Annotated in this window: 16 protein-coding genes and 1 tRNA gene; all 17 read right to left on the bottom strand. The window is 32.0% G+C overall.

The features are described from left to right. Positions 1-40: 40 nt before the first annotated feature. The 17 genes from ACF3NF_RS06795 to ACF3NF_RS06715 all read right to left on the bottom strand — a co-directional run bounded on the left by ACF3NF_RS06795 (position 41) and on the right by ACF3NF_RS06715 (position 13,858). A tRNA-Leu gene (locus tag ACF3NF_RS06795) sits at positions 41-127 on the bottom strand. Between the two features lie 18 nt (positions 128-145). Continuing rightward, on the bottom strand, positions 146-724 hold the full coding sequence (locus ACF3NF_RS06790; RefSeq protein ID WP_394022770.1) for a phosphatase PAP2 family protein: 579 nt from the start codon (positions 722-724) through the stop codon (positions 146-148). Continuing rightward, a complete protein-coding gene (locus ACF3NF_RS06785) occupies positions 724-2,001 on the bottom strand; it encodes a CapA family protein (RefSeq protein WP_394022768.1) in 1,278 nt (425 codons plus the stop codon). The genes ACF3NF_RS06790 and ACF3NF_RS06785 overlap by 1 nt, the downstream gene beginning before the upstream one ends. 83 nt (positions 2,002-2,084) lie before the next feature. Further along, on the bottom strand, positions 2,085-2,600 hold the full coding sequence (locus ACF3NF_RS06780; RefSeq protein WP_394022766.1) for a hypothetical protein: 516 nt from the start codon (positions 2,598-2,600) through the stop codon (positions 2,085-2,087). Positions 2,601-2,643: 43 nt separating this feature from the next. Then, positions 2,644-3,399, bottom strand: coding sequence for an iron ABC transporter ATP-binding protein (locus tag ACF3NF_RS06775; protein ID WP_394022764.1), 756 nt, complete (start codon positions 3,397-3,399; stop codon positions 2,644-2,646). Next, the gene (locus tag ACF3NF_RS06770; protein ID WP_394022762.1) at positions 3,396-4,409 is read right to left on the bottom strand and encodes an iron chelate uptake ABC transporter family permease subunit; all 1,014 of its coding nucleotides are present in this window, start codon (positions 4,407-4,409) and stop codon (positions 3,396-3,398) included. Before ACF3NF_RS06770 ends, ACF3NF_RS06775 begins: the two co-directional genes overlap by 4 nt. Beyond that, the gene (locus tag ACF3NF_RS06765) at positions 4,406-5,371 is read right to left on the bottom strand and encodes an ABC transporter permease (protein WP_394022760.1); all 966 of its coding nucleotides are present in this window, start codon (positions 5,369-5,371) and stop codon (positions 4,406-4,408) included. Before ACF3NF_RS06765 ends, ACF3NF_RS06770 begins: the two co-directional genes overlap by 4 nt. A 1-nt stretch (position 5,372) precedes the next feature. After that, a complete protein-coding gene (locus ACF3NF_RS06760; protein WP_394022758.1) occupies positions 5,373-6,449 on the bottom strand; it encodes a siderophore ABC transporter substrate-binding protein in 1,077 nt (358 codons plus the stop codon). 206 nt (positions 6,450-6,655) lie between these two features. Beyond that, on the bottom strand, positions 6,656-8,557 hold the full coding sequence (lysS, locus tag ACF3NF_RS06755) for a lysine--tRNA ligase (RefSeq protein ID WP_394022756.1): 1,902 nt from the start codon (positions 8,555-8,557) through the stop codon (positions 6,656-6,658). Between the two features lie 9 nt (positions 8,558-8,566). Further along, positions 8,567-9,040, bottom strand: a complete 474-nt coding sequence (gene greA, locus ACF3NF_RS06750) for a transcription elongation factor GreA (protein WP_262122437.1) — start codon at positions 9,038-9,040, stop codon at positions 8,567-8,569. Next, the gene (dusB, locus tag ACF3NF_RS06745; RefSeq protein WP_394022754.1) at positions 9,027-10,004 is read right to left on the bottom strand and encodes a tRNA dihydrouridine synthase DusB; all 978 of its coding nucleotides are present in this window, start codon (positions 10,002-10,004) and stop codon (positions 9,027-9,029) included. Before dusB ends, greA begins: the two co-directional genes overlap by 14 nt. Beyond that, entirely contained in the window at positions 9,985-10,770 is a 786-nt protein-coding gene (locus ACF3NF_RS06740) for a type III pantothenate kinase (protein ID WP_394024454.1), read from the bottom strand. Before ACF3NF_RS06740 ends, dusB begins: the two co-directional genes overlap by 20 nt. Before the next feature lie 70 nt (positions 10,771-10,840). Continuing rightward, positions 10,841-11,344 carry a DUF986 family protein gene (locus ACF3NF_RS06735; protein ID WP_262122434.1) on the bottom strand — a complete coding sequence of 168 codons (504 nt, stop codon included), beginning with the start codon at positions 11,342-11,344 and terminating at the stop codon, positions 10,841-10,843. Positions 11,345-11,377: 33 nt separating this feature from the next. Beyond that, positions 11,378-11,932: a hypoxanthine phosphoribosyltransferase gene (gene hpt / locus ACF3NF_RS06730; RefSeq protein WP_394022751.1), complete on the bottom strand. Its 555-nt coding sequence runs from the start codon at positions 11,930-11,932 to the stop codon at positions 11,378-11,380. Beyond that, positions 11,925-13,286, bottom strand: a complete 1,362-nt coding sequence (gene tilS / locus ACF3NF_RS06725; RefSeq protein ID WP_394022749.1) for a tRNA lysidine(34) synthetase TilS — start codon at positions 13,284-13,286, stop codon at positions 11,925-11,927. Before tilS ends, hpt begins: the two co-directional genes overlap by 8 nt. Continuing rightward, positions 13,273-13,620 (bottom strand): FtsB family cell division protein, encoded by a 348-nt coding sequence (locus ACF3NF_RS06720; RefSeq protein WP_394022747.1) that lies wholly within the window; start codon positions 13,618-13,620, stop codon positions 13,273-13,275. The genes tilS and ACF3NF_RS06720 overlap by 14 nt, the downstream gene beginning before the upstream one ends. Then, complete coding sequence (locus tag ACF3NF_RS06715) at positions 13,613-13,858, bottom strand: RNA-binding S4 domain-containing protein (protein ID WP_394022745.1); 246 nt, start codon at positions 13,856-13,858, stop codon at positions 13,613-13,615. The genes ACF3NF_RS06720 and ACF3NF_RS06715 overlap by 8 nt, the downstream gene beginning before the upstream one ends. Positions 13,859-13,884: the final 26 nt, after the last annotated feature.

Below are 13,884 nucleotides of genomic sequence, written 5' to 3'. Positions count from 1 at the left end.
TTTATAGACTCTTGGTCTCTCTTAAGCGAATAAGCTTTTTTGGTGCCGGTGGTGGGACTCGAACCCACACGCCCTGGTGGACAACAGAGTTTGAGTCTGTCTCGTCTGCCAATTCCAACACACCGGCTCAATGGTTACCTAATAATTATAACACTTTTTGACTTCTTTGCAAATTGGTATTGGCAAGTTTCTCCCTTATATTCTTAGTAAAATAGATTTTCATAGCTAGAATTGCTAATATAAATCCTATTATGGCTCCTCCAATTACATCTGTGGGAAAATGAACGTACAAATATAATCTGCTAAAGGCAATTAAAACAGCCAATATACCTGTAAGTACTTTTAGTGATTTTTTCTTAGCCATAAATAATACTATAGTAAAAATTGTAAAAGCGTAGGATGTATGCCCTGAGGGAAATGAACCATCTTTTAAGGCTGGAATTAATAAGTTTGCGTAGTTTACAATATTAAAGGGTCTCACTCTGGTAAAAATATTTTTTAATAATAAATTTACTATTATCAGATTTAAAATAAATCCTAAGACCATTACCTTACCCATGGTCTTATATTCTTTTGTAGATAAAAAAATTATTATAAAGGCAATCCAAATTATCGACATATTGCCTAGGCTTGTAATTGTTACCATAAATTTATCAAGGCCAGGTGTCGATAATTTCTGAATTGCATCTAAGATTCCAATTTCAAAACTAGTCCACGGTCCCATTAATAATCTACCTCACTGGTAATGGTCGCCATGGTTGCATCATAAGCTTTTTGTATCCTATCTCTTTGGTATTCGTCCACTTCATCATAATATTTCCCACCATCTAGGAAATCTTCACATAAGTAAGTTCTCACACTGCGTCCATAATCGTTATAAGTCATACCAACCCAAAGAGGATAAGCTTCGATATCATCGATTGAAGTTTTGCCATCTGCTAGATTTTTGGATAATTCAAATCTATATGCTACTGATTGCTCAGTCCTGATGTCATTTACTGTTTCTAAATTTTGAATACTTATAAAATTTCCGCAGGCATAGGCTATAAATCCTTTTCTGCCATCAGCTGATTCGTATTCTTCATAAGGCTCTACTACGTGTGGATGATTTCCTATTACTAGATCTGCTCCCCAGTCAATCATTTTACGCCCTAATTCTATTTGGCTAGGATCTGCATTTGAGCGCAATTCTATCCCCCAATGAGGATATACCACTACAAAATCAGCACCCTTTTCCTTTGCTTTTTTGATGTCATCTTTGATTTCATCTTCATTTAGGTAGTTTACTTCTGGTACTTCTTCGCGCACTTGAAATAAATCTACTTTCCCATTACATCCATAGGTATAGGATAAGAATGCAAGTTTGATATTACCAACTTCTTTTATGATAAATCTAGTGTCATCACCCTCAGCACGGGTACCTACATGATCAAGTCCTGCATCCCTAATAGCTTCAATTGTTGTATTGACTCCCTCAATATCATTGTCTAGCGAGTGGTTGTTAGCAGTTGTTACAATATCAAATCCAGCTTCTTTTATAGCTTCCAGATACTCTGGTGGAGCATTAAATCTAGGATGGCCAGCGTATGGGACATTTGGATCAGTAGTTGTTTCATAATTTGCGATTGAAATATCTGCATCACTAATAAAATCTGAAACATACATGAATGAGTCTGAGAAATCATAGGATCCACCTCCCTTATTGTAGGCATATTGGGTTTGTCCCATATTTGCCATAAGGTCTCCACCTGTTTTTAGAGTTATGGTTTCAATTTTTTCTTCAACTTCCTCTTTTTCTTCTGAATCATTTGTATCTTCAACTGCTAAGTCACTATCTCCGCCTTGGTCACTTGTTGTAGCAATCTCATTAGAATTTAAGTTTTCAATAAGATCAGTTGTCCTCACTGGCTCTTTGCTCTCTTCTTTCACTTCTTCCTGGCCACAAGCTGTTAAAAGTAGAAGTGAAAAAAATAAGGCAAATGTTCTTTTTATTTTTATCATAGTTCCTCCCAATATTTACTAAGTCTATTGTAACCCAAAAGCCTAAAATTAGGCAATAAAAAACACCCTTTGATAGGTGAATTTTATATTAGACTACTATATGCTTCTTTTTTGCCCTTACTATATAAAATAATAAAGACTGCAAGAGCCAAAATCAAAATTAATACAGATTTTATATACTTATTGTAATTTTCCGCTAGCATATGAGTATTGCTGTAAATTATATAATAGATTATGGGAACTAAAACGATTAATAAAATTGCAATTATTAAATCTTTTCTAAATGCACTTTTCATATTTTCTTTTTCTAAATCTATAAATTCACTAGCTGCAACAGTGTACTTATTTGCTTGTTTTTCTTTTAGTTTTCTCTTTGAAAAATTACCTGTAAGCACCATAATTAATCCTATTAAGAAAACTATAAGAGATGGCAATATCCTATCTTCTATCTTTTCTGATATTATTAGCAAATATGGAATTATTGATACAATAATAATGAAAAAACCTAGGGCAAATATTAGCGAATAAATATTGTGCTTACTTACGTATTTTCTAACTGATTCAGTGTCCTTATATTCTGATTGAAAATTATCGTTCATTTTTATCTCCTTAAAGGATTTATACCCAAAAGAAATTTAGAACTTAATTATAAACAGCAATTTTCCCATATGGACCATTTACAATATTTATATTTGTATCAAAAATATTAGTGAGTTTATTCCCATCCATCACCTCATTGACAGATCCTTCTAAGACCAATTTTCCATTTTTCATTGCAAATATCCTATCAGAATATTGGGCGGCTACATTTATGTCATGGATTACCAAAACAAATGTTTTTTTCAAGGTATCACAAGCACGTCTTAGGAGTTTCATCATTGAAACTGACCTTGCCACATCAAGATTATTTAAAGGCTCATCTAACAAAACATATTCTGTTTCTTGGGCTAGAACCATAGCGACATAGGCCCTTTGCCTTTGTCCCCCAGACAATTCATCCAAATACCTATCTTCAAGTTCCCTAAGTTCAAAAAAATCTATATATTTTTCAATTATTCTTACATCTTCATCAGTAAATCTTCCTTGACTATAAGGAAATCTCCCAAATCCTACCAATTGTTTCACTGTTAATTTGCTGATAAAATTATTTTCTTGTTTTAAAATAGAAATCGTCTTAGCCATTTGGTTTGGATTTGTATGATCAATATCTAGTCCACCCACATTTATTTTCCCCGAATCCTTTGGCAAAAGTCTACCAATCATCATTAGCAAGGTAGACTTACCAGCACCATTTGGTCCGATTATTGAGTTTATACCACAATTTTTTATATCAAGACTAACAGGACCTATATTAACATCATCGCTATATTTTTTTTCTACATTATCTAAGCTTATCATAATTTTTCTTCCTTAAATATTAAAATCAGGAATGAAATCCCTCCTATTAATTCAATCAAGACTGAAACTACTCCGTTTGCGTTAAATATGTGATTCATAATAAAGTATGAACCAGCCAAAATATCAAAGGCTAGCACCATTGCCATAATAAGTAAGTATTTGTGGTCATAAGTTTTTGCTAACTCATAAGTCAGTGTAGCCACCAAAAATCCATAAAAGGTCATTGGACCAACAAGAGCTGTTGAAATACTAATTAAAATTGCAACTGCTATTAATGATAGAAAAGTTGCTTTTTTGTGATTTAGACCTAAATTTGTTGCTACATCCTTGCCAAGACTTAGGACATTTAACTTTCGCACATTTAAGAATACTCCCAATATCACAAAAAATATTATTCCAATGGCTAAGGGGAAATATTCTGCATCAGAATTATTAACAGAAGCAAAAAGTTTTGCCTGCAAAATATCAAATTCTGATGGGGAAAGGAGCCTACGCATAAAGGCTGCTATTGATTTCAGACCTTGGCCTAAAATAACTCCTATTAAAAGCATTAGCTCTATATTTCCATTTCTTTTTGTAAAAATCCCCATAAAAAGCAGTAGACATAGGCCTACCATAAGGATGATTTGAAATATAAAATATCCCTTGCCTCCTATGGACATAAATCCTGTTATTCCTAAAAAATACATTATAGCTGTATTTATAGTCGAATAAATTGCCTCGAAACCTAAAATTGATGGAGTTATAATCCTGTTATTTGTTACACTTTGAAAAAGTATGCTTCCGACAGACTGGCAAACTGCTGCTATTGCCATGGCAATTATTGCAATTTGCCTGCGTCTTACAATTGGCAAAAAAGATGGAGAATCAATAGGGACTGGGTTTTTATAAACAAGGAGTCCATATATTGTTAAAACAGCTAGCAAAGATAAAATTACCAGACTTATAATATATGACTTTTTTTCCTTTTCTGATCTAAAACTACTTATATAAGAAGATTTACTTTTCATATCTTAAATCTCCTCATATTTAGTAAAATAATTATAAATATAATTGAACCTGCGCTTCCTAAAATAAGTGATACTGGTAGTTCAAATGGTGCAATAATTGTTCTTGAAATAATATCTGCTGCTAGCATCACCATCATTGATACTAAACAAACCCAAGGAATGTTTTCCCTAAGATTATCTCCCCTATATAGGGAAACAATATTTGGTACAATTAGACCTAAAAATGGAATATTTCCAATTACAGCAGAAACTATCCCACAAGCTAAGGCAACTAAAATATTTGCCCTTAATATAATCTGATTATAATTAAGACCAAGATTTGTTGATATATCTTCTCCAAGTCCTGCAATTGTTAGTTTATCAGCATACATATAAATAGCTATTGTAATAATTATTATAAAAAATAAATATTCATAGCGTCCTCGTTGGACCGGGGCAAATGATCCTTGAAACCAAACTTCGATTACCTGAGTCATATTGAATTCTAAACCAATAAAGGTTGAAATTGCAGAAACAACTGCCCCTAGCATAATACCAACAATTGGCACAAATAGGGATGATTTTAATTTTATATTTCTAAGTAAATAAAAGAAAACCATAGATCCAATAAAGGAAGCTATGATCGCCCCTGTCATTCTTTGAAGCAGGCTAGGCTTTGGAATTAGAATATAAACTAAAACAAGGCCAAGTCCCGCCCATTCAATAGTTCCTGTTGTGGTTGGTTCTACTAATTTATTTTGAGATATTAGCTGCATGACGATACCCGATAGGCTCATGGCTACTGCTGAAAGCATTAAGGCTAAGGTCCTTGGAATTCTTGTTATAAATACCATTTCAAAAGAATTCCCCTCTTTAAAAATGTCATAAGCTCCTGTAAAAACAGAAGCTATAGCTAGAATTATTACTATCCCTAGAGCAATTATAAAGGGTTTTGTAAATATTATTCTTTTTGTATTTTCCATCTTATTTGCTAAACAACTCTGCTAAACCATCAAATATCTTTGTATAAGTAATGATTGATTCGTTGGTGTAGGTATCATTTGGAGCGTAATAAATTTTATTGTTTTTAATGGACTCAAGATCTTTTAAGGCTTCTGATCCTTCTATTACTTCCATAGCAGGTTTAGAATTTTCTTCGCTTCTTACTGCTGCATCACGATCTAAGACCATTAAGTAGTCTGGTTTTGATTCTGCAATTGCTTCTACAGAAATGTCATCCCCCTTGTGGTCTGACGAATCATTTTTCACCTCTAGAGCTGGTTCAAGTTCTAGTATTTCATATACAGGCCCCCATACTCTTCCATATTTTGGCGCTGAATACCCGATTTCTCCACCAGAAACTACAATTCCCATTACACTGCCACCCTTATAAGCAGCTTTTGCTTTTTCTATTGATTCTTCAAGATTTGCTATTAGCTCATTTGCTTTTTCTTCTTTGTCAAAGATTTCTCCTAAAATCATTGTAGAATTCATGAATCCTTCTATAAGATTATTTCCTGGAGAGTCTGCATCTTCTGAGACATCTGAGTCTAAATCAATTACAGAAGCATTTGGTACAATAGCCTTAATATCCTCATAATAATCAGCAAATCTTTGGCCGATTATTACAAGATCTGGATCAGTTGCTGCTAGTAACTCTAGATTTGGTTCTCTGTGGTTACCAATGTTTTCTACACTTTCATCTTTCAAATAGGAAGATGTTTCTGGCATAACATCTTTTGGTGCAGCTACCAGTTCAACTCCCATGGCTTCTAAAACTTCAAAGTTTCTGCTATCAAGGGCAACTACTTTTTTAGGATTGCGGGCAACTTCGACTTCACCATGGGAATCTGTGATTGTAAGAGTATCTGATTTCACCTGGCTTGATTCAGTATCTTTAGAAGTTTCATCAAGATTTGCATTTTCTTTTTCAAGATCTTGACTTACTTCAGTTTTATTTGCAGGACTATCTGCAATATTCTTTTCTGTTTCTATATTGTTTGCACAAGCTGTGAGGGCCAATGCAAGTATCGCTATTGACATAATTTTTGTATTTTTCATAAAATACTCCTTAAACATATTATTAATGATACTGATTATCATTAGCAAAAGTATAACATATCCTAGTAAACTAGTCAACATTAAGGATTAATAGATTTTGTTAGAAAATCAACCTATATAGCTATCCAATTAAATCAATCAATTTATTTAATTTCAACAAAAAACTTCCTAAGTCTCTAGGAGATTTAGGAAGTCTACATTTTCTATTAATATAATTTTGCCCCTGCTGGGATATTGTTACTTACCATTAGGACATTTAGTTTTTCTTCACCATTTTGTTCATGAACTGCTGATAAGATCATACCTTGTGATTCCTCACCCATCATTGCTCTTGGTGGTAGGTTAACTATGGCTACTAAATTTTTGCCGATTAACTCTTCTGCTGTGTAATGTTTTTTGATACCAGACAGGATTATTCTTGGTGTATCTGTACCGTCATCTAAGGTAAATTTAAGTAGTTTATTTGATTTTGGTACTTCTTCACAGTCTGTTACTTTTACAACTCTAAAGTCTGATTTTGAAAATGTTTCAAAGTCTATATCATCATAGAATTCTTCAGTTTCCACACCAGTAAAGTCTACAACTTCATTTGTTTCTTCAACTGTTTTTGTAGGTGCTATTTCAATATTTTCTACAGCATTTTTACCAGTAGGTTTCATTGTTGGGAATAATAGGACATCACGAATTGAGTGTTGACCAGTAAGTAACATTATCACTCTGTCAATACCTATACCAAGACCACCTGTTGGAGGAAGTCCTACTTCGAGAGCATTTACAAAGTCGTGATCCATCATTTGTGCTTCATCATCACCTTTTTCACGTTTAGCAACTTGCGCTTCAAATCTTTCTCTTTGATCTGCAGCATCGTTCAATTCTGAGAATGCATTTGCTACTTCTTTTCCATTGATAAAGGCTTCAAATCTATAAGTTAATGACTTATCATCATTTTTTCTTTTAGCTAGAGGTGAGATTTCTACTGGGTAATCGATTATAAATGTAGGTTGGATTAGCTTATCTTCTACAAATTCTTCGAAGAATTCCGCAATGATTTCTCCACGTGTTTCTTTTACTTCAACACCTTTTTCTTTTGCAATTGCAACTGCATCTTCATAAGATGTGATTTGGTTAAAGTCAATACCAGTTTCATCTTTGATAGCATCAATCATTGGAATTCTAGCCCATGGCGCTTTTAGTTCTATTTCTTGGCCGTCATATTCGATAGTGGTTTTTCCTAGAACATTTGTAGCTACTGTTTCTACCATATGTTCTGTAATTTCCATCATATCTTCATAGTCTGCATAGGCTTGGTAAAGTTCCATTGCTGTGTACTCAGGATTGTGAGTAGCATCCATACCTTCGTTTCTAAACATTCTTCCCATTTCATAAACTTTATCAAATCCACCGACAATTAGTCTTTTTAAGTAAAGTTCGTTTGCAATTCTTAGATACATATCTATATCTAATGTGTTGTGGTGGGTGATAAATGGACGTGCTGTGGCTCCACCTGCGATTGTATTTAAAATTGGTGTTTCAACTTCGATAAATCCTCTGCCGTCTAGGAATTTTCTAATTTCAGAAATAATTTTGCTTCTTAAATAGAAAACTTCTTTTACTTCTGGATTTACAATAAGGTCTAAGTATCTTTTTCTATATCTTAAGTCTGGGTCTTTTAGTCCGTGCCATTTTTCTGGCAATATTTGTAAGGATTTTGTTAGTAGTTGAGGATTTTGAGTCTCAATTGAGATTTCACCTTGGTTTGTTTTAAAAACATTTCCCTCAATACCTACTATATCACCAATATCATATTTTTTTACTTGTTTGAATTCATCACCGATAACATTTTTACGATTTACAATTTGGATTGTTCCAGATTCATCTTGGATATCCATAAAACTCATGTTTCCGTGACCACGTTTTGCTCTAATACGACCAGCAATTCTTACAGACTTACCATCGTAATTTTCAAAATTATCTTTAATTTCACTTGCAGGTGTGCGGTCTTTAAAGTTTACAATTTCGTGTGGATCTCTACCTTCTTGCTTAAGTTCTTCAAGTTTTTCTCTTTTAATCTTAAGCATTTCATTTAAATCTTTATTGTTATCAGTCATCATTTCTCCTTATTTAATGTCTTTAATAGTAAAATACATTTTGCCATTTGGAGTAGCTACTTCTACTCTGTCATCGACTTTTTTTCCTAAAAGTGCAGCACCTACTGGTGATTCGTTTGATATAAAACCTTTTATAGGATCAGATTCTGCTGTACCAACAATTTTGTAATCCAAAGTTTCATCAAATTCTTCATCGTGTACTGTCACTGTATTTCCTACCCCAACTTCATCAGAATTTAAATCTACTTCGATAGTTTTTGCATTTCTTATCATATCTTCGACTTTTGCTATACGACTTTCGATTTCACCTTGTTCATTTTTAGCCTCATCGTAGTCAGCATTTTCTGATAAGTCACCAAAACTTCTTGCAATTTTTATTTTTTCTGCAATTTCTGGTCTTCTTTTGGTCTTTAGGTACTCTAATTCATCTTCTAATTTTTCTAAATATTCTTTAGAAAGTATAACTTCTTTATTTTCTGCCATTTAATCCCTCTAAAACATTCTTATATTCATCTAATAAATCAAAAATTTCTTCTTTAGTTTTTAATTTATTAACTTCATCTCTAACTTTGCTTGAGTCTGGTAATCCCTTGATATACCAACCCACATGCTTTCTCATTTGATTTACAACCAGTCTTTCCTCTTTATATTCTAGTGATAAATCATACTGCTCTCTAATTTGGTCTATGATTTCACTCGGGGTAACCGGAGTGTAGCTACCAGTTTTTAAATATTCCTTAATATACTTAAATAAAAATGGATTGCCCATGGCACCTCTTGCTAGCATAACACCATCGGCATTTGTCCTTTGAACAATATTTTTAAAATCATCAACAGTAAAGACATCTCCATTTGCAATTACTGGTATAGAAAGAGCTTCCTTTAAATTTTTAATATCATCCCAATTTGCACTTCCGCTATAATGTTGCTCACGGGTTCTGCCGTGGAGGATGACATAATCTATTCCATTATCCTCGCAAATCTTACCAATTTCAATATAATTTTTTGAAGAATCATCAACTCCTGAGCGGAATTTTACATTTACTTTTTTGTTAGTAGATTTTACCAAGGTTTTTGTTATCTTATCCACAAGGTCAGGATCTTTCATCAAAGCAGACCCTTCTCCATTTTTGAAGATTTTTGGAGCAGGACAACCCATATTAAAACTTAGGTCAGTAATATTTTCAAGTGGGTTGATTTTTTCTTTTATAGCTCTTTCAATTTTTTCTGGATCACTACCAAAAATTTGGATATTTGCGTGTTCTTCTTTTTCTGATATAAAAAGAATTTCATCGGTTTGCTTGTTATCATAAACCATGGCATTAACACTGGCCATTTCAGTAAATGTTTTGTCTGCCCCATATTTTTCACAAACAATCCTGAAAGCTACATCTGTTACTCCTGCTAGAGGAGCTAGCATTACCTCTTTATTTTTTAATTCTATCATAGATAATTTTTAGCCCATCAAGCATCAAATCAGGTTCTATATATTCAATATATTTTGATTCATGAGCAATTAGTTCTGAATATCCACCAGTTGCGATTACATTTATTTTTTCGCTAACTCCATGATCATTTTTTAATTCTCTTTGGATTTGGTCAATTACACCATCTATTAGCGAAATATAACCATACACAATACCTGCATTCATGCTGGCAGGAGTTGTTTTTGCAATTGCAGTTGTTGGATTTCTAAGTTCTATTTTTGGTAATTGAGCAGTCATTCCAAATAATCCATCTTGGGCAATTCTTATACCTGGTGCAATTGATCCACCAAGGTATCTTGCATCTTTTGTGATTACATCAAAAGTTATTGCTGTACCCATATCAACAATTATTGCCGGACCACCATACTTATCATAACTTGCAACTGCATTTACAATCCTGTCAGCTCCAACATCTTTTGGTGATTCATAATCATTTATAATTCCGGAATCGGTTTTATAGTCAATAATTATTGGTTCTTTGCCAAACATTTTGCGATTGCAAGATTGCCAAGCATACATAATATCTGGAACAACTGATGAAATTATAGTATCTTCAATACAATCTTTTTTTATCTCATGAATTGTGAACATATTAAAAAGGGTAGCTACTAATTCATCGCTGGTGCGTTTTAAATTTGTAGCCACTCTATATCTGAATTCTAATTTGTCATTATTAAAAACACCAAGCACAGTGTTGGTATTTCCAATATCTACTACTAGCAGCATCATTTCTCCCCTTAGAGTTTTATAATCAAATTTAACTCTAATATGATACGATAATTTTTGTGATATTCAACTATTTACCTAGTTTATATTTTCTTATTAAATTATTGACAGTCTTAATATCTTCGCTTTTTACTTTTGTTGCTTCGTTTGTTTCTTGTCTATCTTTTTTTACAACCATTACCAAGTCATTTTTTTCCTTATCAAATCCCCATTTTTTAAGTTCTTTATAAGTATAAAAATTAGAATTAATAAGTACTCCATTTTCTGCAATATAAAGTTTATTTTGTTGGACAAGGGCAAATACAAAGGCTAAAACAACCATAACAACTGACATATATATTGCATTTCTATTATTTTGTTTGATACCAGCTACAAGATTAAATATTGCTGTTGCAAGTAAAAATAGAAGTAGGACCCATTCAAAAGTTGTAGAGGGTCTATCAAATTTGTGAGTTTCGCCTGCCAGTAATTTTTTATTTGTAAATGATTTATAAATTCTATAAATAAAAAATGCAATAATTGCAATATACATTATCAAGACAAAATTATCTAAATTATTTTTTCCATTAAACATAATAACTCCTTAATAAAAAATAGGCCAGCTGACCTATCCTTCATAAACTGATCTTTTTAAAATGCCGATATAAGGCAAGTTTCTATACTTTTGATCATAATCAAGACCAAAACCAACAACAAATTCGTTAGGTATCTTAAACCCATACCAATCTGGTTTTATGTCTACCTCTCTTCTTTCAGGTTTATCAAGCAAGGTTACAATTTTAATATCCTTAGGATCCCTTTTCTCAAGATTATTTCTTAATTTTAAGAGTGTATGTCCAGTATCGATAATATCTTCAACCAGCAATACATTTTTATCCTTAATATCAGTATCAAGGTCTTTTAAGATCTTGACATTTCCACTAGAAATAGTTCCGCTATCATATGAAGAAACTGCCATAAATTCTAAATTTATGTCTAGTTTTATATGTTTTGCAAGTTCTGCCATAAACATTACAGATCCCTTTAAAATCGCCACCATTATTAATGTATCTTCGTCTTTATAATGTTCATTTATCTGACCTGCAAGTTTTTTAATTCTAACATTCAAACTGTCTTCATCAATCAAAACTTTTTCTATTATCTCATTTGTATCGCTAATCATCTGCTACCTCGATTTTTAAAATATTATTTGTACCACTATCAAGCTTATAATCATCAGAAATCCTATAGCCTCCAACCCAAATTATATCATTTTCCGATAAAATTATTGGAATCTGGTCTCTGATATTCTTATCTATTTTCTCATCAATAAAAAAATCTTTAAGTTTTTTCCTATGATTCATACCAAATGGTTTAAATTTATCGCCATTTTCCCTACTTCTAATTATAAGGGGAAAGGAAATTTTATCCAAATCAAAATATCCAATATTTTTTGATTTCTTATCTTTTTCTAAAACCCTTGAAGCTTTTATTTTTTTTCCTTTAAATCTAACTTCCTCACCAAGATTTAGCCTTACAATCTCTTGTTTATAGCTATCTTCATTTGAAATTACCATATCATAAGAATTGTAATTTTTTATAAATACCAATTTACCTTTTATAATTTTTTTGCCTGTATCAAGGTCCAAAAGATTTAAAAAATCATCAATATTTTCCTTTGAAAAGTTTTTAACATTTCCTTGTAACTTATAAATTGATTTTCTTAAAATCCTAGCTTTTAAGGAATATGAAAGATTTTCAAATTCTTCCTTATCAAACTTTACAAAGGTTTTATCCTCAATAACTGCAACTACCTCGTATTTTTGGTCTATAAGTTCATCTATAATTTCCAAATCATTTTTTATTAAATCCGATAAATTATAGAAGTTTTCAATTGCATTTGGATTTAATTCTGCTATTTTAGGAAAAATCTCATTTCTTATGTAATTTCTACTATAATCATTTTCTAAATTTGTAGCGTCAATGGCATAAGGAATTTTTTTTTCATTTAGATATGCTAAAATTTCTGATTTTTTAAATGATAAAATTGGTCGAATTATTTTGCCATTTTTATAATCCATTCCAGAAAGACCATCTAGGCCTGTCCCACGCGCTATCCTAAAAAGCATAGTCTCTGCTTGATCATCCATATTATGGGCAACAGCTATTTTTGCACTTATATTTTCTTTAGCTAAACTAGAAAAAAAGTCGTATCTTAACCTTCTACCTGCATCTTCTGGGGATAATTTATTTTCTTTTGCAAAATCATCCATGCTGGATTTTTTGACTTTAACTTCAAGATTTAGTTTTTTCCCTGTTTCAACCACTAAGTTTTCATCAAAAATAGCTTCTTTTCTATGTAAGTGGTTAAGGTGGGCTAGGATTATTGTTAAATTATATTCAGTTTTTATTTCATTTAGAAGATATATTAGAAATTGGCTATCTGGACCGCCACTAGCCCCCACTATGATGGTATCATTTTTATCTATTAAATTATATTTTTTTATATTTGATAAAAATCTGCTAGTTATCGTCATTATTTGTTTCTTGCTCTACATCATCAGTTTCATCTTCTTCTTTTTCATTTTCACCCTTTACCATACCTAGTCTTTCTTGGGCGATTTTTTCTTTAAATTGGTCTGTGTTTCTGATTTCGTAGTCACTTTCAAGACTTGTTATTTCTTCGTTTACGGAATCTAGTTTTTTCTTTGTAGAGTTTATTTCTGAATTAAGGGTGTTTATTTCTGCATTCATCATTTTATTTAAAAATATATATGCAATTGTACTAAGTATTAAAATAAATAAAACACTTAGTAAAAACCTTCTATTTTTAGCTTTTCTCTTTTTTTGATAAGATTTTGCCCTAGCCATCTATTACCTCATACATCTCTTCTGCAGTAGATTTTTTGGCACCTTCTATAAGTCCTGTGACTTTTACCTTTAACTTGCTATTTCCAAAGGCAATTTCAATTATATCACCTTCTTCTACTACTGAGCCAGCTTTTGCGGTGTTACCATTTATCAAAACTCTGCCATTTTCACAAGCTTCTTTTGCTACTTGCCTACGTTTAATTATTCTTGAATTTTTTAAAAATTTATCTATTCTCATAGGTTAATTTTACTATAAGAAAGTGT

This window comes from Anaerococcus martiniensis (genome assembly GCF_043187485.1).
GTDB lineage: Bacteria > Bacillota > Clostridia > Tissierellales > Peptoniphilaceae > Anaerococcus > Anaerococcus martiniensis.
The sequence above is the reverse complement of the archived record's forward strand: the minus strand, read 5'-3'. Positions and strand labels throughout refer to the sequence as shown.

Excerpts from the sequence above, each read along its gene's own strand:
- ACF3NF_RS06770 (WP_394022762.1), bottom strand. The coding sequence starts at position 4,409 with ATGAAAAGTAAATCTTCTTATATAAGTAGTTTTAGATCAGAAAAGGAA.
- ACF3NF_RS06740 (WP_394024454.1), bottom strand. The coding sequence starts at position 10,770 with ATGCTGCTAGTAGTAGATATTGGAAATACCAACACTGTGCTTGGTGTT.
- ACF3NF_RS06790 (WP_394022770.1), bottom strand. The coding sequence starts at position 724 with ATGGGACCGTGGACTAGTTTTGAAATTGGAATCTTAGATGCAATTCAG.
- tilS (WP_394022749.1), bottom strand. The coding sequence starts at position 13,286 with ATGACGATAACTAGCAGATTTTTATCAAATATAAAAAAATATAATTTA.
- ACF3NF_RS06775 (WP_394022764.1), bottom strand. The coding sequence starts at position 3,399 with ATGATAAGCTTAGATAATGTAGAAAAAAAATATAGCGATGATGTTAAT.
- ACF3NF_RS06720 (WP_394022747.1), bottom strand. The coding sequence starts at position 13,620 with ATGGCTAGGGCAAAATCTTATCAAAAAAAGAGAAAAGCTAAAAATAGA.
- lysS (WP_394022756.1), bottom strand. The coding sequence starts at position 8,557 with ATGACTGATAACAATAAAGATTTAAATGAAATGCTTAAGATTAAAAGA.
- hpt (WP_394022751.1), bottom strand. The coding sequence starts at position 11,932 with ATGATTAGCGATACAAATGAGATAATAGAAAAAGTTTTGATTGATGAA.
- ACF3NF_RS06765 (WP_394022760.1), bottom strand. The coding sequence starts at position 5,371 with ATGGAAAATACAAAAAGAATAATATTTACAAAACCCTTTATAATTGCT.
- ACF3NF_RS06735 (WP_262122434.1), bottom strand. The coding sequence starts at position 11,344 with ATGTTTAATGGAAAAAATAATTTAGATAATTTTGTCTTGATAATGTAT.
- dusB (WP_394022754.1), bottom strand. The coding sequence starts at position 10,004 with ATGATAGAATTAAAAAATAAAGAGGTAATGCTAGCTCCTCTAGCAGGA.
- greA (WP_262122437.1), bottom strand. The coding sequence starts at position 9,040 with ATGGCAGAAAATAAAGAAGTTATACTTTCTAAAGAATATTTAGAAAAA.
- ACF3NF_RS06760 (WP_394022758.1), bottom strand. The coding sequence starts at position 6,449 with ATGAAAAATACAAAAATTATGTCAATAGCGATACTTGCATTGGCCCTC.
- ACF3NF_RS06715 (WP_394022745.1), bottom strand. The coding sequence starts at position 13,858 with ATGAGAATAGATAAATTTTTAAAAAATTCAAGAATAATTAAACGTAGG.
- ACF3NF_RS06785 (WP_394022768.1), bottom strand. The coding sequence starts at position 2,001 with ATGATAAAAATAAAAAGAACATTTGCCTTATTTTTTTCACTTCTACTT.
- ACF3NF_RS06780 (WP_394022766.1), bottom strand. The coding sequence starts at position 2,600 with ATGAACGATAATTTTCAATCAGAATATAAGGACACTGAATCAGTTAGA.